General features: G+C 63.6%; 17 protein-coding genes. 10 read left to right on the plus strand and 7 right to left on the minus strand.

Annotated features, from left to right (window positions below; all coding sequences use genetic code 11):
• Positions 1-24: 24 nt before the first annotated feature.
• Positions 25-1,731: a methyl-accepting chemotaxis protein gene (locus tag B3349_RS19325; protein ID WP_291591195.1), complete on the minus strand. Its 1,707-nt coding sequence runs from the start codon at positions 1,729-1,731 to the stop codon at positions 25-27.
• 384 nt (positions 1,732-2,115) lie between these two features.
• Between B3349_RS19325 and B3349_RS19330 the strand changes: the two genes are divergently transcribed.
• From B3349_RS19330 to B3349_RS19350, 5 genes are all read left to right on the plus strand, one after another.
• Positions 2,116-2,313 (plus strand): heavy-metal-associated domain-containing protein, encoded by a 198-nt coding sequence (locus tag B3349_RS19330; RefSeq protein ID WP_291591196.1) that lies wholly within the window; start codon positions 2,116-2,118, stop codon positions 2,311-2,313.
• Positions 2,276-2,746, plus strand: a complete 471-nt coding sequence (cueR, locus tag B3349_RS19335; protein ID WP_291591198.1) for a Cu(I)-responsive transcriptional regulator — start codon at positions 2,276-2,278, stop codon at positions 2,744-2,746. Before B3349_RS19330 ends, cueR begins: the two co-directional genes overlap by 38 nt.
• A 155-nt stretch (positions 2,747-2,901) precedes the next feature.
• Positions 2,902-4,092: an acetyl-CoA C-acyltransferase family protein gene (locus tag B3349_RS19340; protein ID WP_280012986.1), complete on the plus strand. Its 1,191-nt coding sequence runs from the start codon at positions 2,902-2,904 to the stop codon at positions 4,090-4,092.
• Between the two features lie 194 nt (positions 4,093-4,286).
• Positions 4,287-5,306: a GGDEF domain-containing protein gene (locus B3349_RS19345; RefSeq protein ID WP_291591201.1), complete on the plus strand. Its 1,020-nt coding sequence runs from the start codon at positions 4,287-4,289 to the stop codon at positions 5,304-5,306.
• A 124-nt stretch (positions 5,307-5,430) separates the two neighbouring features.
• Positions 5,431-6,663, plus strand: a complete 1,233-nt coding sequence (locus B3349_RS19350) for a GGDEF domain-containing protein (protein ID WP_291591203.1) — start codon at positions 5,431-5,433, stop codon at positions 6,661-6,663.
• Positions 6,664-6,690: 27 nt separating this feature from the next.
• On the opposite strand, the gene B3349_RS19355 is transcribed toward B3349_RS19350, so the two are convergent.
• Positions 6,691-7,737, minus strand: coding sequence for a recombination-associated protein RdgC (locus tag B3349_RS19355; RefSeq protein ID WP_291591232.1), 1,047 nt, complete (start codon positions 7,735-7,737; stop codon positions 6,691-6,693).
• Between the two features lie 290 nt (positions 7,738-8,027).
• Here B3349_RS19355 and B3349_RS19360 point away from each other — a divergent pair, with 290 nt between their 5' ends.
• Entirely contained in the window at positions 8,028-8,603 is a 576-nt protein-coding gene (locus B3349_RS19360; RefSeq protein WP_291591206.1) for a Spy/CpxP family protein refolding chaperone, read from the plus strand.
• Between the two features lie 1,753 nt (positions 8,604-10,356).
• On the opposite strand, the gene dinG is transcribed toward B3349_RS19360, so the two are convergent.
• The 3 genes from dinG to B3349_RS19375 form a co-directional block, all read right to left on the minus strand.
• Complete coding sequence (dinG, locus tag B3349_RS19365; RefSeq protein WP_291591208.1) at positions 10,357-12,522, minus strand: ATP-dependent DNA helicase DinG; 2,166 nt, start codon at positions 12,520-12,522, stop codon at positions 10,357-10,359.
• 273 nt (positions 12,523-12,795) lie between these two features.
• Positions 12,796-13,230: a hypothetical protein gene (locus B3349_RS19370; protein WP_291591210.1), complete on the minus strand. Its 435-nt coding sequence runs from the start codon at positions 13,228-13,230 to the stop codon at positions 12,796-12,798.
• A 267-nt stretch (positions 13,231-13,497) separates the two neighbouring features.
• Positions 13,498-14,079, minus strand: a complete 582-nt coding sequence (locus B3349_RS19375) for a carboxymuconolactone decarboxylase family protein (RefSeq protein ID WP_291591211.1) — start codon at positions 14,077-14,079, stop codon at positions 13,498-13,500.
• 339 nt (positions 14,080-14,418) lie between these two features.
• On the opposite strand from B3349_RS19375, the gene B3349_RS19380 reads away from it, so the two are divergent.
• The 3 genes from B3349_RS19380 (at position 14,419) to B3349_RS19390 (ending at position 18,009) form a co-directional block, all read left to right on the plus strand.
• A complete protein-coding gene (locus tag B3349_RS19380; RefSeq protein ID WP_291591213.1) occupies positions 14,419-15,687 on the plus strand; it encodes a GGDEF domain-containing protein in 1,269 nt (422 codons plus the stop codon).
• A gap of 99 nt (positions 15,688-15,786) precedes the next feature.
• Entirely contained in the window at positions 15,787-16,635 is an 849-nt protein-coding gene (locus B3349_RS19385; RefSeq protein ID WP_291591215.1) for an undecaprenyl-diphosphate phosphatase, read from the plus strand.
• A 57-nt stretch (positions 16,636-16,692) separates the two neighbouring features.
• Entirely contained in the window at positions 16,693-18,009 is a 1,317-nt protein-coding gene (locus B3349_RS19390; RefSeq protein WP_291591217.1) for a hemolysin family protein, read from the plus strand.
• A 94-nt stretch (positions 18,010-18,103) separates the two neighbouring features.
• Here B3349_RS19390 and B3349_RS19395 read toward each other — a convergent pair whose 3' ends face one another.
• Both B3349_RS19395 and B3349_RS19400 read right to left on the minus strand, forming a co-directional pair.
• Positions 18,104-18,517: an NUDIX hydrolase gene (locus tag B3349_RS19395; protein ID WP_291591219.1), complete on the minus strand. Its 414-nt coding sequence runs from the start codon at positions 18,515-18,517 to the stop codon at positions 18,104-18,106.
• A 64-nt stretch (positions 18,518-18,581) separates the two neighbouring features.
• A complete protein-coding gene (locus B3349_RS19400) occupies positions 18,582-18,986 on the minus strand; it encodes a YkgJ family cysteine cluster protein (RefSeq protein WP_066538451.1) in 405 nt (134 codons plus the stop codon).
• 596 nt (positions 18,987-19,582) lie between these two features.
• On the opposite strand from B3349_RS19400, the gene B3349_RS19405 reads away from it, so the two are divergent.
• The coding region (locus B3349_RS19405; protein WP_291591222.1) for a retention module-containing protein at positions 19,583-20,787 on the plus strand (1,205 nt) is incomplete at its 3' end.

Below are 20,787 nucleotides of genomic sequence, written 5' to 3' on the forward strand. Positions count from 1 at the left end.
GGCCTTTTTTGTGCCGGGAGCCGATCAGCTCAGCAGCGCACGCTCTTCCTTGCGCTGGGCTGCCGCCACCTTGGGCTGTGCGCGCGGCGCCGCCACCGGTCGGCCGGCACCTGGCAGGCTGCCGATCGCGGCGACCGGCGCACGGCTGCCGTGCTGCACCTGCAGGCTCTGATCCAGGTGGAACTGGTTGACCACCTGGGCCAGGCGACCCGCCTGGTCGCGCAGCGAATCGGCGGCGGCCGAGGCTTCTTCCACCAGCGCAGCGTTCTGCTGCGTCATGCGGTCGATATCGCCCACGGCCTGGTTCACCTGACCGATGCCAGACGACTGCTCGTTCGAGGCTGCGGTGATCTCGCCAATGATGTCGCCCACCCGGCGGACACTGTCGACGATTTCCTGCATGTTCAGACCCGCCTCTTCCACATGGCGCACGCCGCCATCCACGGCGCTGACGCTGGTCTGGATCAGGCGCTTGATCTCGTTGGCGGCTTCGGCACTGCGACCCGCCAGCAGGCGCACTTCCCCGGCCACCACGGCAAAGCCACGGCCCTGCTCGCCGGCACGGGCGGCTTCCACGGCCGCATTCAGCGCCAGGATGTTGGTCTGGAAGGCGATCGAGTCGATCAGGCCGATGATGTCGCTGATCTTGCGGCTGGAGGTGGAGATGTCCTGCATGCTCTGCACCGCCTGCTGGACGATGGCGCCGCCGCGCAGTGCGGTGTCGCTGGCCGAGCTCGCCAGCTGGTTGGCCAGTTGGGCCGAACTCGCGGTCTGCTGCACGGTGGAGGTCAGCTGCATCAGCGACGCCACGGTCTGCTGCAGGTTGCTGGCGGTCTGCTCGGTGCGGCTGGACAGATCGGTGTTGCCCATGGCGATTTCCTGGCTGGCCGTGGCAATGTTGCCGCTGGCGTCATGCACCTGGCCCACCATCTGGTTCAGGCTGCGGCGCATTTCCTGGAGCGCGGTTTGCAGATCCGCCACTTCATCCTTGCCTTCCACCTGCATCTGCTGGGACAGATCGCCCTTGGAAATGGCCAGCGCCATGCGGCGGGCAACTTCCAGCGGGCGGCAGATGGACACCATGTTCAGCAGCGTCAGCGGGGCCACCACCAGCACCGTGATCACCACGGACAGCAGGAACAGCCACTGGGTCTGTGTGGCGGCTTCGCTTTCGTTGCGCTGTGCAGCATCCGCCTCGTCCTGCAGCACCTGAGCCAGCTTCTGCACCAGATTGTCCACTTCCACCAGCTCGGCCATGGCCTTGTTGCCCATGCGGTAGGCGATGGTGGCGGTGTCATAGCCATTGGCTTCCAGCTGGCGTACCACCGGCTCGAACTGCTTCTGGTAGTTGTCCATGCGCTGCATCAGCTCCTGCACGAGCGCGTCGTCGGCATCGCTGACTTCACCCACGAACTTCTGGGACACGGCCTTGACCTGCTCCAGCCCCTTGAGCCACGACTCCTTGGCCTTGGTCACGCGCTCCGGGTTTTCGTACTGGATGATCATGTCCTTTTCGTGCTGCCGCACCAGCCCCAGGCTGGCGCGCAGCTGGGACAGGTGCTGGGCCTTGGTGTACGAGGTTTGACGGAAATCCTGGCTCATGTCCTGGATGCGGAACATGCCCCACATCCCGGCCCCTCCCAGCATGCCCAGCAGTACCAATACCACCGCGATGGCGCCCAACATGCGCAACCTGATCGTGAAACCCCGCATGAGTGCAAACACATTCATGACCGCAAACCTCCAAAGCACTGAGCAACAGACGGATCCAGCTGAACACACAGGATTTCCACGTCCGTCGGCGTCATATTGCAAATAAATGCAAATTCTGGATAGAAGTGTCAAAGTTTGCCAGACATCGACCCTTTGTGGCCTGGGGAAACTGACGGGAATTCCCCGGGAATACGGGGTTTCAGTTGCCCGTGCAGCTTCCTCCGATCTTTTGTGCAGTGCAGCATAGCCACCCATCCCCCATGGTTTCACGTGAAACCATCCCCGTCATGGCAGGTGGCGGCACAACCGGCTTGACTTTGCCATCATGTGAAGGTTCATCATGGACCCATCCCAGGCACCACACCCATCCGGGTCCGCCTCTTTTTTCTCAGGAGAACCACCATGGAACATGAATTTCACGTTGAAGGCATGACCTGCGGCCATTGCGAGCGCGCCGTCACCAATGCGGTGCACGAAGTCGATGCGTCGGCACAGGTGCAGATCGACCGGGCCCAGAAGAAAGTGGTGGTGCAGAGCGCCGCCGAACGCGAGACCCTGCGCCATGCCATCGCCGAAGAAGGCTACCAGGTCGCCGCCTGACGCGGCGGCACCGGCCCACTGGCCGGTGCCCATTGGCGACGCCGCACGCCTGGCCGGCGTGTCGGCGCGCATGGTGCGGCATTACGAATCGCTGGGTCTGCTGCCCGAAGTGGCCCGCACCGACAGCGGCTACCGCCAGTACGGTCCGGCCGACGTGCACACGCTGCGCTTCATTCGCCGCTCCCGCGACCTGGGCTTTTCCATGGAAGAGATCAGCCTGCTGCTGGGCCTGTGGCGCGACCAGGCGCGCAGCAGCGCCCAGGTCAAGCAGATTGCCCAGCAGCACATTGCCGAGCTGGGCGAGCGCATTGCCGCCATGCAGGCCATGCAGCGCAGCCTGCAGTCGCTGGTGTCCTGCTGCCGGGGCGATGACCGCCCGGACTGCCCCATCCTGGACGATCTGGCCGCACCGGAACTCGCCCCCCCGCACTGACGGGACCACCACACCCACGGCCCCGCCGCATCCGGTCACGCAGATGACCAGGGCGGCGGGGCTTTGCATTTCCAATGTGCAAACGCACAATTTGCGGCTGGACCCGGCACAGCGAGGCCGCGCCAGCACCCCGACCCATTTCTCAGGAGACAAGCATGAGCCAGACCCGCGAGGTTTTCCTCGTCAGCGCAGCCCGTACCGCCATCGGCACTTTCGGCGGTAGCCTCAAGGATGTGCCCAACACCCAGCTGGCCACCACCGCCGTGAAGGCGGCCATCGCCCGCGCCGGCATCGCCCCCGATGCCGTGGGCCATGTGGTCATGGGCAATGTGATCCCCACCGACACCAAGGATGCCTACCTGTCGCGCGTGGCCGCCATCGATGCCGGCTGCCCCATCGAAACCCCGGCCTTCAATGTGAACCGCCTGTGCGGCTCCGGCCTGCAGGCCATCGTGTCCGCAGCCCAGGCCATTGCCCTGGGAGACTGCGATGTGGCGATTGGCGGCGGCGCGGAATCCATGAGCCGCGGTCCCTATTTCGACCAGGCGTCGCGCTGGGGCCAGCGCATGGGAGATGCCAAGAGCATCGACTACATGCTGGGCATCCTGCACGACCCCTGGCAGAAAATGCACATGGGCATCACGGCCGAAAACGTGGCCGAGCGCTACCGGATCTCCCGCAGCATGCAGGACGAACTGGCCGTGCTGAGCCAGCAGCGCGCGGCGGCCGCCATCGAGGCCGGCCGCTTCAAGGAGCAGATCGTTCCGGTGGAAATCGCCAGCCGCAAGGGCACGGTGCTGTTCGACACCGATGAGCATGTGCGTGCGGCGACCACACTGGAGACCCTGGCGGGCATGAAGCCCGCGTTCAAGAAAGAAGGGGGCTCGGTCACGGCTGGCAATGCGTCGGGCATCAACGATGGCGCCGCCGCCGTCACCCTGGTGGCCGGCGATCGCGTGCAGGCCCTGGGCGTCAAGCCGCTGGCCCGCCTGGTGGGCTATGCCCACGCCGGCGTGGAGCCGGCCTATATGGGCATAGGCCCGGTACCCGCCACCCAGAAGGTGCTGGCCCGCACCGGACTGAAGATCCAGGACATGGACGTGATCGAGGCCAACGAAGCCTTTGCCGCCCAGGCCTGCGCCGTGATCCAGGAACTGGGGCTGGACCCCGCCAAGGTCAACCCCAATGGCTCGGGCATCTCGCTGGGCCACCCGGTGGGAGCCACCGGCGCCATCATCACCACCAAGGCGGTCTACGAGCTGCACCGCACCGGTGGCCGCTATGCACTGGTGACCATGTGCATCGGCGGCGGCCAGGGCATTGCCGCCATCTTCGAGCGCGTCTGACGCCTGCCCGGCGCGGGGGCTGGACCCCGCGTTGCTGCCAGGGGTCCGCCTCTTTCCGGGTGGTTGGCTCCTCGCATCCGCGCCGACAGCTGCGCCAAGACAAGCTCTGTCACACATACCGCGCTGCGCCACAGTCGATGGCGCAGCGCGCGCCCTATCATCTGCGCATCAACCACCCTGCATCCCAGCTTCCCATGGAATCCTTGCTGCCCCGTCTGAGCCACACCCTCGTCCATGCCAAGTCCCTGGAGGAGCTGGCCCGCCCCCTGCTCGACATGCTGCAGCAGGTGAGCAAGCTGGATTCGACCTACCTCACCCGCATCGACCTGCCGCACAGCCAGCAGCATGTGCTGTACACCTGCAACCGCGGCAAGCTGGAGATGCCCGAAGGCCTGGTGGTTCCCTGGCAGGACACCCTGTGCCGCCGCGCGATGGAGGACCAGCAGCCCTATACGGCGGATGTGCAGGCCAGCTGGGGCGATTCCGAGGCTGCCCGCGCCCTGGGTTTGCACACCTATGTCAGCGCCCCGGTGCGCCTGCCCCAGGGCCAGCTCTACGGCACGCTGTGTGCTGCCAGCGGCGTCGAGCAGGCCATGTCCGCCGAGGCCATGGCCACGCTGGAGCTGTTTGCCGGCCTGATCGGCCAGCAGGTGGAGCGCGAGCTGCTGCTGCAAGAGCTGCAGCAGCGCAATCTGGAGCTGGCCAACTATGCGCTGACCGACGCCCTCACCGGCCTGCCCAACCGCCATGCCCTGATGGAGGAGCTGCCCCGCATGTGGGCCCGGGCCGAGCGCGACGGACGCAGCGTGCTGCTGGCCTTCATCGACCTGGACGGTTTCAAGCAGATCAACGACCAGCATGGCCACGAAGCCGGCGACCAGTTGCTGCAGACCGTCGCACGCCAGCTGCTGCATGCGCTGCGCGACAGCGACTTTGCCGCACGCATCGGCGGCGATGAGTTCGTCATGGTGGGCACCGGCCCGGAACTCTCGCAATCGGCCACCCAGATCCTGTACGAGCTGGAGGAGCGCCTGGTGTTGGCCACCCAGTGCGATGTGGCCGTGTCCGAGAATCTGCTGCACTACTCCGGTGCCAGCGTGGGCGTGGTGGCCGTGCACCCGGCACAGACCAGCACCGAGCAGGCCCTGGCCCTGGCCGATGCCGCCATGTACGAGAACAAAACGCGCCGCCGCGCGCGTTCTGACATCCACTGAGGCCCTGCCCTACCCCCAGCCTCTAAAAGGGCTTACAGGGCTATTGCGGCCCAACCAGGAACAGGGCGAACCACAGGCAAAGGCTTGGGCTAGGATGGCTTCATAGCCTATCCCTCGCCAAGCCATGCTCTCGTTAGCGCCAGACTTCCTCACTGCCCTGGGCATGATCGGCCTGGCTGCCTGGGTGCTGGCCTGGGTGATCTGGGTGCTGGGACGGCCATTCTGGTACCAGGGACTGTCACAGGGCCTGTGGTGCAACACCCTGATCGGCCTGGCCTATCTGCTGCTGGCCCTGGTCAGCCGCAACGCCAGCCTGGCGCTGCTGATGGCCGCCCTGCTGCTGGTCTGTCTGGCCACCTCCTGCTTCACCATTGCGCTGCAGCGCTTTCGCCAGAGCGACCGCCTGGTGCGCGACAGCCTGATCCTGTTTCTGCCCCAGGCCATCACCATGGCGTTGGCAGCGCTGCTGCTGCCGCAGGACTGGGGGCTGTTTCACCGCCTGCATGCCGCCCTGCTGCTGGGGCAACTGCTCTACCTGCTGTGGCTGCTGCAACGCATGCGCCGCAGCACGCCGGGCAGCGGCTGGGTGCTGGTGGTGGTGGCGGTGCTGGCGCAGAGCGCGGCCCTGCTGCCGCTGATCGTGCAGGAGACCTCTCCCCTGCCGTTTTCGCGCCAGCGCCTGTCGGTGTATGAGCAGCTGGCGCTGTGGAGCGTCTGCCTGACGCTGTTCGTGAACCTGGTGCTCTCCAGCATCGGCCTGCTGCTGATGCTGCATGACCGCCAGGCCGCGCTGGACCAGGACAAGGCCCGGCTCGATCCGCTGACCCAGTTGCCCAACCGCACGACCCTGGTGCAAGGCCTGCTCGACGCCATGGCCCAGGCAGTGCACACCGGCACGCCCTTGTCGGTGATGGTGCTGGACATCGATTTCTTCAAGCGCATCAACGACAGCCACGGCCACCTGGTGGGCGACCGGGTGATCCAGAGCGTGGCTCACACGCTGCAAAGCCATCTGCGCAAGGGCGATCTGGCCGCGCGCTACGGCGGGGAGGAATTCGTGCTGCTGCTGCCCCACACCCATTCCGCCGAGGCCCTGCCCCTGGCCCAGCGCCTGTGCGATGCCGTGCGCCTGAGCCCGTTGCAGCTGAGCACCGGCCCCCGCCTGGAGTTCACCATCAGTGTCGGGGTCTACACCGCCCAGCTGCAGCAGCCCAGCCCGTGGGAAGCCCTGGTGGCGGCCGCCGATGCCGCCATGTACGAAGCCAAGCGCAACGGCCGCAACCGCGTGGTGCTGGCACAGCCCACGGCGGAGTCACTGCGTTTTATAGAGCGCAGCCACCGCGACGCACCGTTTTGAGGGCTTCGCGGCGGCCCCGCCTCGCCTTCAGAACGGCACGCTCTGCGGGTCGGTATCCACCGGGGCTTCGGCCGGCCCGGTGACCTTGCCGCCCTGCCCGGCTGGCCTGCCACCGGCCACGCGCACCGCCAGGGTTTCGGTCCCCGTGCCCGACGGCTGCAACGCCGCAGGCAGGTCCTGGCCCAGCTCGGTACGGCCTTCGCCGCCCAGGGCGTCGATCAGGTCCGGAATCAGGCGGCTCAGCTCACCGGTGGCAATCGCCACATCGGTGTCAAAACCACCTTCATCGCCGGCCTCATCCAGCACGCTGTCCAGGAAGGCAATCTTCTTGACCTGCAAGGTATCGCTCAGCACAAAGCTCACGCGGTCATCCCAGGTCATGGCCAGCTTGGTCGGCAGCTTGCCCTGCTCCACATGCTGCTTGACCTCGTCGATATCGAGCGGGTGGCGTGCGTAGCGCACCACCGCCTTGGATTCGTCTGCGGCCTTGAGCTCGCATTCACGGTCCACCGAAAAGCCCACCGGCGGCTCCTGGCTGATCAGCCAGTGCGCCATGGCTGCCTGGGGGCTGGTCTGCGTATCGAGCAGCGCCACACCAAAGCCCTGCAGGCTCTCGACCAGCAGCGTCACCACCTCGTCGGCACGGCCCTGGGCGCCGGTGTCCAGCACCAGCAGCTTGGCCTGCGGATCCAGCCACACCCACATGGCCCCCTGCTTGGTGAAGGCCATGGGCAGCAGGTCCAGCTTGGCTTCGTCCTTGAGCTCCTGCTTTTCCTTTTTGCCCGGTTTGCGGCCAAACTCTTTTTCAATCGCTTCGGCCTTCTCAGCCACCTTGCGGTTCAGCACGCTGGCGGGCAGCATCTTGCTCTCGCTCATATAGCGCATCACCCATTGGCCACCAACGCTTTCGGCCAGCAGACCATGCTCCTCGCCACGCGGTGGCACCCAGCCGGAAGACTTTTCCTGCGTCGCTCCACAGGGGGTGAAAGGCGTCTTTTGCAGCGCTTCTTCCATCTGTTCCAGTGCACCCTGCCATTGCGCCGCAATGCGGTACACGATCATGTTCTTGAACACGCAGCAACCTCTTTTCTGTGTCATGCAGCGCAGCGGCTCCGTCGGCGCTGCGCTTGATCCAAACCATGGCTATCCACGCCCGAGCTTGTGGCGTGGAAATTCCCCAATTTGCCCATTGTGGACCACCCTGCCATGCCAGGTGCGGCGTGCAGAGGGTCTCCAGGCTTCGCATTACTTTACACAGCATCACGGTTTCCACATGGAACGCTTACAGACAGTCCCCACACTTGCATTCAAGCGCTGCAACCAAGCTGCAGCGTCCCCCTCAACCTGAAGGAAAGGACATCACCATGGCCCTCTTGCAACGCTCCCTGATCGCCACCGCCACCGCTGCTGCACTGGCCGGCGCCTTCACCCTGCCCGTGTGGGCACAGAACACCGCCGCACCGGCAGCCCCCACGGCCCAGACCGCCCCTGGCCACCCCCACCAGGCGGGCCGCCCTGCCCTGGACCCCGCCGCCATGCATGCCCAGCACATGGAACGCGTCAAGCCCTTGCTGCAGCTGACGGCCGCCCAGGAAAGTGCCTGGAAGAAATACGTGGAAGCCACCCGCCCTGCAGAGCGCAAAGCGCCTCGCATGGACCGTGAGGCCTTCAGCAAGCTGACCACGCCCCAGCGCATCGACCAGGCCCAGAGCCTGCGCAAGGAACGCAACGCCGCCATCGAGCAGCGTGAAAACGCCACCAAGGCCTTCTACGCCAGCCTGAATCCGGCGCAGCAAAAAGCATTCGATGTGGCCATGCCCATGCACGGCCACGGCCATGGCAAAGGTCCTGGCATGCACCGCGGTGGTCCCCATGGCGAAGGCCACCCCGGCATGGGTCAGCCTGGTCAGGCAGCCCCCGCTGCGGCGCCCGGCGCCTGAATCGGTTTCGGTTGTGCGCCATCCCGGTTGCCCAGCCGGGACTCCACCCTCTTCAGCAGGCCTTGTGCCTGCTTTTTTTTTGCCTGCAGTTTTCAACCGGAAGCAGCAGGCCCGCAGTACATCGGTCCCATGGCCGCATGGGCGGCACATGCCGGGTTGTTCCCACGCAGCACACCCCACACAGCGCGAAAAATTCTTTTCACCTTCCTGCCGCTGCCACGGACCCGCTTGCCGCCACCACAGGCCGCCCCCTTTGGTGACAGCGATGCAGCACCAGGACGCTCGGGCTACCTCTGCCACGGCGCATGCACCTGCCAGCGCCCTGGCCTGCATCCGCCCAGTGCAAAGAATTAATATAAAACAACAACTTAGCCAACAAAAGTAACTAAGTTACCAGGTTTGGCGACATTTTAAATTCCCGTAACCGAGTTACATCCGGTGGGGAGCCTCCCACGCCCACACCAGGAGAGTTGTTTTGGCTTGTCGCGGCCTGTTCGACCGCTTTCCAGGCCTGTGGACAAGCATGGGCAGAAAAAAAGAGCAACTTGGCACTTATCCACTGGCTGGAAAGTTTTTTTCAGCTTGTACCCAATTGGGTGACAGCGGCAGCCCGGTACCAACCACATGCTTGAACAATCTCCAAATCATTGAAATGAAAAGAAAAAGAAGACTTGTCCACAGAATATGGCGATGCTTACTATGACTACTAATTTAAAAAATTAAAGATAGAAACAACATCTGCGCGCAAAGTTTGTGCGGCTTTTCATCCCTTCCATCCCGATTGCGTTTTTTTCAATCCACTTTTCCGTTATTTTTGGTAACCACCAGACTGCCAACAACGAGGTTCCCGATTGTTGGTAAACCTTGGTTTTTCAGTTATCCACATCAAAATTAATAGCTGCATCTCCTTTGTCTACAACAAAAATCTCCTAAAACTGCGTTACATCAGAAGGGAGAGCGTTTTGTGGACAAGTTGCCTTGAAAAAAAAGGTTTTCCACAAAAATCCAGGGATGTGCGCAGTTGTCCCCGTTGCGAGGACACCAGAACTTGTGCATGACCCACATGTTTTTCCACCATGCAAGCCCTTGAAAAAGCACGGACTCAGTGGGTTATCCACAAAAAAACCGGTGCTTTACTACTACGACTAATTTATTTCATTGAAATAAAGAAGAAGTCATAGAGAGGACTCCGAGGTCAGGGCTCCGCAAGGGACATGACCGCACGGAAAGCCCAGTTTTCGAGGAACGGCAGACAGCCGTGCTCTGAAAAGCGGCATACTTCGCCGCATGCGCTGCATGGGGTTGAAAAGTGTTTTTCAGCCGGATCGGCGTGACCATCCAGCCTTTTTCTCGGACATCCAGCGGTTTTTATCCACAGAAAGTTATGCAAGGCATGGGATAACTGGACAACTTGCCTCTGAAAACCAGAGTGTTCAAAAAAATTCAATGCACCCGGCGCATCCCTGCCGGCCGTTGCCTTGCCACAGGGAAACGGCTGGAATTCGGAGGCTGGGCGCGTTGAAAAAACAGTTGTGCACAGCCCATGACAGGCATGTGCACGGCGAGGAAGACGGGAGGAGCTTGCGTTTTTTGCTGAAAAAACAGGCAGGGTGTTGACTGGGGTGCACGCACCAGGCACAGCCGCTCTCAGGGGCGCTGAACCGGCCTGCACATGGTGCGGCCATGTAACGCATGCGGTGTCGCACAGAGCTTGGCCCCTTCTGCGAGGTGCGCAGGAGGCCGCAAGACCGCGCTAGGCTGCCCGCTTGGCCAGCGTGAACGGTGGCAGGCCCTTGAGCAACTGGGCGCCATAGCTGGTGGCAACCAGGCGCTTGTCGTAGCAGTAGACATGGGCCTGGTCTTCCTCGGTGCGGATGGCACGGCCCACCCATTGCGCCAGGCGGATGGCGGTGGCCGGCACCACCAGCTCGTTGAAGGGGTTGCGGCCACTGGTACGCAGCCACTCGGCACGGGATTCGCCCACCGGGTCATCCGGCGGGGCAAATGGCAGCTTGGTGATGAACAGCGATTCGCACAGTGCACCGGGCAGATCCAGTCCCTCGCCAAACGACTGCATGCCGAAGACGATGGAGGGCAGGCCCGACTCCACCCGGTTGCGGTGGTCGGCCAGCAGCATGGTGCGTGGCATGGCGTTCTGCACCAGCACGTAGCTGCGCATGTGGGAGGGCAGGGCGTCCACGGCCTGGCGCATCTGCTCGCGGGAAGTGAACAGAACCAGGGCGCCGGCCTGCACCAGCGCCAGGTCGTTCAGCAGGGCGTCCACCATCTCGGCGGTGAAGGCCTGGGCCTCCCGCGGGTCGGCATGGGTTTGGTGGGCCACCAGCGTGCCCTGGGCGGCATAGTCGAAAGGGCTGGCCACCTCCAGCGTCTGCACGCTGGCGTCGCCGTGCAGGCCGGCTTCCCGCAGAAAGAAGTCGAAGCCGCCGCAGCTGGTCAGGGTGGCCGATGTGAGCACAGCCCCCCGCACCTGGCTCCACAGGTGGTGGCGCAGCGTGGCGCCCGGCAGGATGGGGCTGGCATGGGCCTTGACGACGATGTAGTCGCCATCGATCTCCAGCGTGAACCATTTGGCATTGGGCACCTGGGCGCTGCCGTCGGCTTGCATCTCCGGCTGCTGGCTCAACAGCTGGGCCGTGTCGTGTACCGATTCCAGGCGTGGCGCCAGGGTGCCCACCTGGGCATACAGGGCGGACAGGCGCTGGGCTTCCTCGGGCTTGTCCTTGATCTCCGCGCGCAAGGCTTTGGAAATGGCCCGCAAGGCGTCCAGAAAGCCGCTGGCGTGGTGCATGACCTGTGCCAGGGGGTTGATCAGGGGTTCCGGCAAAACGCCGCGTGGCGCCCGTACACGGGCCGGGCCCCAGCTGTCTTTCTGGCCCTTCAGTGCGTCGCCGTAGATTTCCATCACCAGGCGGGCCAGATCCGTCAGATGCTGGCGCAGGCCGGCACTGTGGCCGGGCAGCTCGGCGATGTCCTCCACCTCCATCAGCTGGCCCACGCGCAGGGCCCGGCTGGTGAGCTTGTCGATCCACTGCAGGCGGCTCAGATCCATCTCGCAGGCGAACTGGGAGAGGGCGGTCTGCGGCAGGTGGTGGGCCTCGTCCAGCACCAGCAGGCAGTTGTCCAGCTCGGGCAGCAGACGGGCGCCCAGTGAGGACAGCAGCAGATCGTGGTTGGCCACGATGACCTGGGCCGCCACCATGTCCTTGCGTCGTTCGTAGTAGGTGCAGCTGCTGAACACGGGGCAGTGCTTGCCGGTGCAGCTGCTGCCTTCGGCGGCCACGGGGCTCCAGGCCTCGGGTTCGGGCGGGGTTTTCAGGCTGTCGCGGTCACCATCCCATTCGCCGGTGGCCAGGGCGTCGGCCATGCTGGCATAGAACTGCATGCGCGCCTCTTTTTCGGCCGGTGGTCGGGCCTTGCGCTGCGCCGCTTCTTCTTCGGCAAAGAGGTCATCGGCCTCATCGCTGTGCTCACCGGTGCTGGACAGCCGCTCGAGCTTGAGTTTGCAGACAAAACGCCCACGCCCCTTGGCCAGCGCAAATTTGAACGGGACCGGCATTTTCTGCGCCAGGGCCGGCAAATCCTTGTTCACCAGCTGTTCCTGCAGCGCCACCGTGGCGGTGGAAATCAGCACCCGCGTGCCGCGTGCCAGGGCGGTGCTGATGGCGGGGACCGAATACGCCAGCGACTTGCCCACCCCGGTTCCGGCCTGGACCACGGCGATCGACTTTTTTGGCTCCGGAGCGCCTTCCTCGATTTTGCCCAGCTGGGCCTGGGCGAACGTGCGCGCCACCTGATCGGCCATGCGCCGTTGGCCGTCACGGCTGCGGAACCCGGGGATGGATGCGACAACGGAATCGAACGATTCAAGGGCCAGCGCGGCCCATTTTTCCTGGCTCATGGAGGGTGTGGAGAGCGGTCTTTCGTGGGAAAACCGGTGTTTTATATGAATAAATACATGGATATGTAGTGGATAAGATGTGAAATCTTATGAATAAACACTACAAATCCCGTATTGCAGGCTGTATGCAAGGGTGCCCTGCATGCCATACAACGCAGCCGGTATCCGGCTCCGTCCACCGATTGTCGCAGCCTCGCGGGACATGTGGACAAACGCTCTCTAAATCCCTGATGCACAGTGGCTTGCAAGCTGTGGGCTGGGGTGTTGCACAGCCTAGCGGCTTGGGGCAAGTTTGTGAATAGCCGCTTGATACCTGGGAACAACATTCGCGGGGTATTGAAAATATCTTTTCATATCAAACAGATGTTGTGCACAGGCAGAGGGTGCATGGTTATCCACACGCCGGGCACATGCCCGGTCCATTCGGGCCAAAAATTTATCCACAAAATGGTGCAAGCGGGTGTTCACATCTTGTGTGGAAAAGGTGGCGTACTGGTGCGGTCCTGTGGCATCAAAATCCGCGGGAAAGGATGGATGAAAAGCGGTTTTCAATGCGTTTTCAGTTTCCGGCAGCGGCAGGCCATGGCCGCTGTGCAACTTGCCTGCCAAAAAGGCAGTCGGGAGCGAATGTAACAGCGCGCTAATCAAAAAAGATAGCGTCTTGGACAGGTTTGGTAAGGATTTAATGCAGAAGTGGCTGAAAAACATGTTTCAGCCGCGCCGGGCCGCAGTTTTCAGTTTGTATGATTTCATATGAAACCATACAAAATGCTCTGCATGGGGCGGGATATGGCATGGCCAGTGCGGGTCATGCCGCGCGAAGTGGCCTGCGACCGTACCGGCCATGGGCTGTGGTGCCGGCAGAAGGAGGGCGGTCAGCCCGGCAACGCCTGTGCCGTGGCGCTGGATGGAGGAAGGGCACGCAGTGCGGTCTGTCGGTCTGCGTGCGTGCAGGATCCGTGATCCTGAGACGGGTCAGCCACCCTTTCCCAAGGGCGGCAAGGGGCTGGCGCTGGAGGCCGGTACCGTGGTGCGGGCACTGTTCATCACCATCGACAACAAGGTGTAGTAGCCGTTGACGCCGATCAGGTCGACCACCCCTTGCTCGCCCCACAGGGCAACGGCCTGGGCCCAGGTGGCGTCGCTGATGCCCTGGTGGCGGTGCAGCTCGGTACAGAAGGCGTAGAGCACGGCTTCATCCGGCTGCAAGGCGCTGGGAGTGTGGCCCTGGGCGATATCGGCCAGGGCCGCAGGTGCAATCCCTTCACGTTCTGCAATGGGCGCGTGAATGGCCCACTCCACCTGCTGCGACCAGTGGCGGGCCGTGATGCAGATGGCCAGCTCCGACAGCCGCAGGCCGATGCTGCTGCGAAAGCGCAGGTACTCGCCCATGCGCTGGGCATGGTCCATCAGCTCCGGGCTGCGCAGCAGCGGCACAAAGGGCGAAATCAGTGCACCGCGCGGTCCATCGATGATGGGTTGGGCCAGGCGCCGCTGTTCGGGCGTCCAGTCGCTTTCGGGAATGGGGGGCAGGCGGTCATCGGAGGGGGTGGACATGGCGGCTTTCGATCGCGCAGACCCGGGACTGCCGCGGGGCCGCGGTGCGGATCTGCTCAGGCAGGAAAAAGCCAACGATAGGTGCAGAGGCCTGGCATTGCGGTCACCCAGCGGACGCCGGGGGGGCGCTTGCATGCCGACGTGGCATGTCCGGCATGTGGCAGCCACGGCTGCGGGGGCCGCAAGCGCGACAAATAGATGTTGTCCTACAGTTACCAAATGTATTGGCGGAGGCCGCATGTAACAGCCCCTGTCCACAATATCGCTAGCTCTCCTCCACGTCCTGGGCGTCATGTTGCACGCCAGGGCAGTCCGGGGCATTTCGAAAGTCCTGCATCCATGGCCATTCCCGTCAGCCCCGAAAACGAAGCCGCGACACTGCGCCAGGAAATGGGGCGGTCGCTGGAAATGCTGCGGTTTGCTTCGCCGGTGCTGGAGCAGGAATTCACCCAGGAGCTGCGTGTGCAGCAGCGCCGCAGCACGCTGTTCACATTGGGCTTTCTGGGCCTGGTGTGGATCTTCTTTGCGGCCTTCGACTGGTGGCGCATGCAGGCGGTTCTGGGCACCGGCCGGGAACTGCAGTTTGTGCTGGGCGTGATGCTGCAGCGCTGGGTGGTGCTGGCCTGCTTTCTGTGCACCCTGTATGTCTTGCTGCACCCCGGGACCCGGTCCGCCACCCATGAGTTCTGGATCGTGGTGTCGGTGGTGGCCTGTGGCTGCGGGGTGGTGATTTCTTCCTACACGGCCAAATCGCTGGGCCTGCCCGAGGCCAGCATCGTCATGCTGCTGACGGTGGTGGTGGCGCTGTATCCGCTGGGCATCCGGCTGCGCAAGGCCCTGCTGGCCGCGGTGGTGGTGTGCGTGATATCCACGGCCGCGGGGCCGTGGTTGCTGCCGCAGCCCCAGCAACTGGCCGAGCACTGGCTGGTGGTGGTCATGATGTGGGTCACGCTGGTGCTGTCCGGCGTGACGGCGTATTTCCGCGAACGTGCACTGCGCCAGCAGTTCGTACTGCGCAAGTTGCTGGACTGGGAGGCTTGCCACGACCCGTTGACGGGGCTGGCCAACCGCCGGATCTTTCGCGAGCAGTTCCAGCGCAACATGCTGCACGCCAAGCGGGAGAAGGAATCCCTGTTCCTGGCCGTGATCGATATCGATCACTTCAAGCTCTACAACGACCTCTACGGTCACCAGGCCGGCGATGAGGTGCTGCGGCTGGTGGGCAATCTGCTGGCGGACTATGCACGCCGTCCGCTGGATCTGGCCGTGCGGCTGGGCGGGGAGGAATTTGCCCTGGTGGCTTATGACGAAGATGTGCAGTCGCTGCGCAAGCGCATGGAAAAGCTGCTGATCGACCTGCATGGCCTGAACCTGGCCCACGACGCCTCGCCCACCGCTCCCTATGTCACCGTGAGCGTGGGCCTGGCCCAGGTGCGCGACGAGGACACGGTGGACACCGTGTTCAAGCTGGCCGACAGCCTGCTGTTCCAGGCCAAGGAACAGGGACGCAACCAGGTCTGCGGCGTGGCCTCGATTGCCATGCCGGTGATCAACCCGCGCCGTCCCAGCTGGGCACAGCAGGCAGCGGCCATAGGGCCAGCCAGTTAAACAGCGGCGCGCTACACTGGGCGACTTTTGCTGCGTGTTCGCTCTGGGAACTTTGTGCGAGCGCCGGCCATCCCACTTCGCTGAACTGCTTTTTTCGCTATGCACGCCAACTTTGGCTGGCTGGATGCCCTGATCCTGGGCCTGGTCCAGGGCCTGACCGAATTCCTCCCCATCTCCTCCAGCGCCCACCTGCGCATCCTGGGCCCTTTGCTGCCCGGCCATGCCGACCCAGGCGCTGCCTTCACCGCCATCACCCAGCTGGGAACCGAGCTGGCGGTGCTGATCTATTTCCGCAAGGACGTGTGGCGCATGCTGACGGCCTGGCTGGCTTCGCTGCCCGTGATCGGCAGCCGCCGTGCGGGCGAGCCGCTGAGCGCCGACGCCAAGCTGGCCTGGCTGGTGATTCTGGGCACCATCCCCATCTGTGTGCTGGGCCTGCTGCTGCGTGATTTCATTGAAACCACCTTCCGCACGCTGGCGCTGACTGCGGTGATGCTGATTGTCTTCGGCCTGCTGCTGGGCTGGGCAGAGCGCCGGGGTAGCCAGACCCGCACGATTGCGCAACTGGGTGCCAAGGATGGTGTGTTGCTGGGCCTGGCCCAGGCCATGGCGCTGATTCCGGGCGTGTCGCGCTCGGGCGGCACCATCACCGTGGCCCTGCTGCTGGGCATGACGCGTGAGGCGGCGGCCCGCTTTTCCTTCCTGCTGGCGATTCCGGCCGTGCTGCTGTCGGGCTTTTACATGCTGCTGTTCAAGCGCGAGCCCATGTCACCCGACCAGTGGGGTATGACGCTGGCTGCCACGCTTGTCGCTTTTGTCGTCGGTTATGCGGTGATCGTGTGGTTTATGCGCCTGATTTCACACAAGGGCTTTACATTCTTCGTTGTGTACCGTGTTGTGCTGGGCCTGCTGATTCTGGCGGGCCTGTACTTTGGCCTGATTCAATAACCTTTCACCCTAGGAAAGCTGTAATGCTGCGGCAGGCCACCGCAGCGACCCACCATCATGGAAATTCCGATACTTATCGCCCTCATCCTGCTCAACGGCGTATTTGCCATGTCCGAGATCGCGCTGGTCACGGCACGCAAGGCAAGACTGCAAAAGCTGATTGATGAGGGCGACAGCGCGGCTGCTGCAGCGCTCAAGCTGGGGGAAGACCCCACACGTTTCCTCTCCACCATCCAGATCGGCATCACCTCCATCGGTGTGCTCAACGGTATCTTCGGTGAGGCCGCGCTGGCCCAGCCGTTGTCGGTGTGGCTGGAGCAATGGGGCATGCCGGCCAAATACGCTGGCACCGCCGCCACGGCCGTGGTGGTGGTCCTGATCACCTATGTGTCCATCGTCCTGGGCGAACTGGTCCCCAAGCGCCTGGGCCAGACCAACCCAGAGTCCATCGCCCGTCTGGTGGCCCGCCCTATCAACCTGCTGGCCAAACTGACCAAGCCTTTTGTGTGGATGCTCACCAGCTCCACCCTGGGTCTGCTCAAGCTGCTGGGCGTGCGCCAGAGCAATGAATCCTCGGTGACCGAGGATGAAATCCATGCCATGCTGGCCGAAGGCACCTCGTCGGGTGCCATCGAAAAGAACGAACACGCCATGGTGCGCAACCTGTTCCGCCTGGATGATCGCCAGATCTCCTCGTTGATGGTGCCGCGCTCCGATGTGGTGTGCCTGGACATCTCGGCCAGCTTTGAAGAGAACCTGGCGCTGATCGAAGAGCACGACCACGCACGCTTCCCCGTCACCAGCGGCAGCTTTGAAGACCTGCTGGGCGTGCTCAATGCCCGCCAGTGGATGGCCCATGCCCTCAAGGGCGACCGGGAGCTGACGCCCACCAGCGTCTTCCTGGAAAAGCCGCTCTACATTCCGGAAACCATCACTGGCATGGAGTTGCTGGAGAACTTCAAGAACTCCGGCGCGCCCATGGCCTTTGTGATCGATGAATACGGGGTGGTGCAGGGCATTGTGACTGTGCACGATTTGATGGAAGCCATCACCGGCGAGTTCGTCACCGAAGACCCCAGCGACGCCTGGGCGGTGCAGCGCGATGACGGTAGCTGGCTGCTGGACGGCCACATTCCCATCATGGAGCTCAAGGACCGCCTGAACCTGAAGAGCGTGCCGGAAGAGGAAAAAGGCCGCTACCAGACGCTCAGCGGCATGGTCATGCTGCTGACCGGCAAGCTGCCCACCGAGGCCGACAAGGTGGTCTGGGAATCCTGGCAGTTCGAAGTGGTCGACATGGACGGCAAGATCATTGACAAGATCCTGGCCACCCGGCTGCAGGACAATGTGATTGAGACCTTGCAGGACGAGTAAGCGTCCCCCATCCCCCGTAAAAGGCTGCCCCAGGGCAGCCTTTTACATGGGGGGGCCACAGGTGGAGGCTGGCGCAGGGTGCCACAGGCGGTGTTCAGGCTGTCGCGTTGCGCGCCCGCAGCGCCGGAATCACCTGGCTGCGCAGCAGCGGCGCCAGGGTGTCCGGCAGCGGCTGGTCCAGTGCCAGCCACTGCACACCGGCAATCTCGGCCGTAGCCTGCACGGTCTGCTGCAGGGGGGCATGTGCCACCAGCACATGGGCGTGCACCTGGGTGCACGCCTCGTTGGCGGCGATGGCGCTGAACTGGCCCAGGGGCGCAAAGTCTGCGGCCGCCATGGTGATCTGCAACTCCTCCTGCAGCTCGCGCACCAGGGCCTGCAGCGGCGTTTCCTCTCCATTGCGCTTGCCGCCGGGCAGCATCCAGGCCTGGGTGCCGCGCTTGCGCACGGTCAGCAACTGGCCCTGGGCGTTGAACAGGCAGGCGGCGGCGATGTGCAGGTGGTGCATGGGGGCGGGCTGGTGGGGCGGAACGGGACGAAGGGTCGGATAGGCTGCAGAGGTCCGACAGGCCTCAGAGGCGGGCGTTCTTGTTGCCGTAGGCGCAAAAACCCGGTTTGGGGCCTTTCTTGGGGTGCAGGCGGCAGGTCTCCGGGCGCTGCTCGTACACCGTGCAGCGGCGTGTGGTGGCATCCAGAAAGTTGCAGTCTCCGCTGGCGCGCCGCGCCATGGTGAAGATCTCGTGTTTGGGATTGAAGTGGTCGATCAGTCGCATCTTGGTCAGGCGCTTGGCGATCTGCTTGGGTTCGATGTGCTCGACCTCGAACGGGTCGACCAGGCCCAGGCGCACCAGGTCGGGCAGGCGCACCTCCAGCGGCATGGTGCAGCAGTTGGCGGCACAGGTATCGCACATGCCGGGCTTGTACTTGCTCCAGGTTTCCAGACGGTCCACGTCCACGATGCGGATGGAGGATTTCATAGGGCTTGGCAGCCAGCGCCCGGGTGCTCACGAAAAATGAGCATGCGGTGCGCGCATGGCTTGCAACTCCGTATCAATTGATGGGGATATTTTTCTGGGGCAGGTGCCACCAGTCGACAGGGAACGAGCGGTGTTTTTCGTCGTCACCGGGCCGTGCATGCCGGAGGCGGCATGGTACCGGGATTGGCCAAAGGGGACGGGTGCAGGGTTACCGCTGCGCTGGTGCCGCCATGGGACGGTGGTTCGCGCTTGCTTGCAAGCGTTCACTATGCAGGGTGACTGCGCTGCCTTTGATTTTTGTCAAGTGCGCCGGGTCACTCCGCCAGCGTTGAACGCGACCCTGGCCTACAGGGCGCAGTGCAGTCTTGGAGCATTTCTGAACGCGATGGCGCTATTGCATGCGCCCACTGAATCTTGGCTGCTATGCCTTTTACATGCATTTCACACAATGCTTGACATTTGCTGCTGCATAAAAGGTGCGGTATTGGCGTCGGCGCCAATAGTGACTGCAAGGGGATATCCCTAGGATTGCGCATATTAAGTCGCCAGCGGACAAGGTATTCGCGGCAGTTCCTCGAGCTTATTGAAAGTGATAGATGGCAAGTACTCCCGTGCTGGTGACACAGCTGACAGGCCAGGCCTGGGTTCGTGATGCGGATGGCAATCTCACGCCATTGCGCCAAGGTATGCGTATTCCCGCGGATGCGGAGGTTGTGACCGCTTCAGGCAGCACCGTGGTGCTGCAGGCCGACGGGCAGCCGCCGCTGGTCCTGGGGGAGAACCAGGATGTGGCCTTGAGCCCGGATGTGTTCGAAGACATCCCTGCCACGGAGGCCGCCGTACCCACCACGGTCGATCCCCTGGTGGAGAACCTGATTGCCGCCATCAACAACGGCCAGGATCCCTTGGCCGAGCTGGATCCCACTGCCGCAACCAATGCCGGTGGTGGTGGTGGTGACCACACCTTTGTGCGTCTGGCCAGTGTGCTGGAAGCCACAACGCCGCTGGCGCTGGCATACCCCCGCCCCGCAAGCGACGTGGTGGAAGACCGCCTGGGCGGTGCGGCCGGCACGACGCTGCCGCCGCTGTACGAAGGCACACTGACCCTGAGCGCACAGCAGCAGGTGACGGAAGGCGGCATGATCATCGTGACCGCCACCGTGGACCGCGCACCCCGCGGGAGCGACCTGGTCATCACGCTCAGGACCGGAGAGGTCATCATCATCCGGGTCGGCGAGACCTCGGGTTCGGTGGAGATTCCCACCCGCACGGACGATGCCTATGTGCAGGGTACGGACCCGCATCTCTTTGAAGTGGGCTCCACCACGGGCGGCGGCTACGACCGTCTGGATACCACCAGCACCACCAGCACCAATGTGGTGGACGACCAGGACCCCACCGAGATCGTGCTCAGCGCCGACACCCAGGTGACCGAAGGCGGCAAGATCACGGTCACCGCCACGGTGGACAAGGCGCCCCAGGGCTCGGATCTGGTCATCACGCTCAAGACCGGCGAAACCATCACCATCAAGGTGGGCGAGCTCACCGGTTCGGTGCTCACCGACTCCCGTCCTGACGATGGCTACCTGCAAGGCACGCAGGGCCAGCAGTTTGAAATCGCCCAGGCCGAAGGCGGCAATTACGAGGTGCTGGACACCAGCAGCACCACCTCGACCCAGGTGCAGGACGATGCCGACACGGTGACCGTGAAGCTGACCGCCACCCAGGCGACCGGCGAACACGGCCGCACCATCACCTACACGGCCAGCCTGGTGGACGCCGCCGGCAAGCCGGTGACCAC

Source organism: Comamonas sp. UBA7528 (assembly GCF_002479375.1).
Classification (GTDB): domain Bacteria; phylum Pseudomonadota; class Gammaproteobacteria; order Burkholderiales; family Burkholderiaceae_C; genus Comamonas.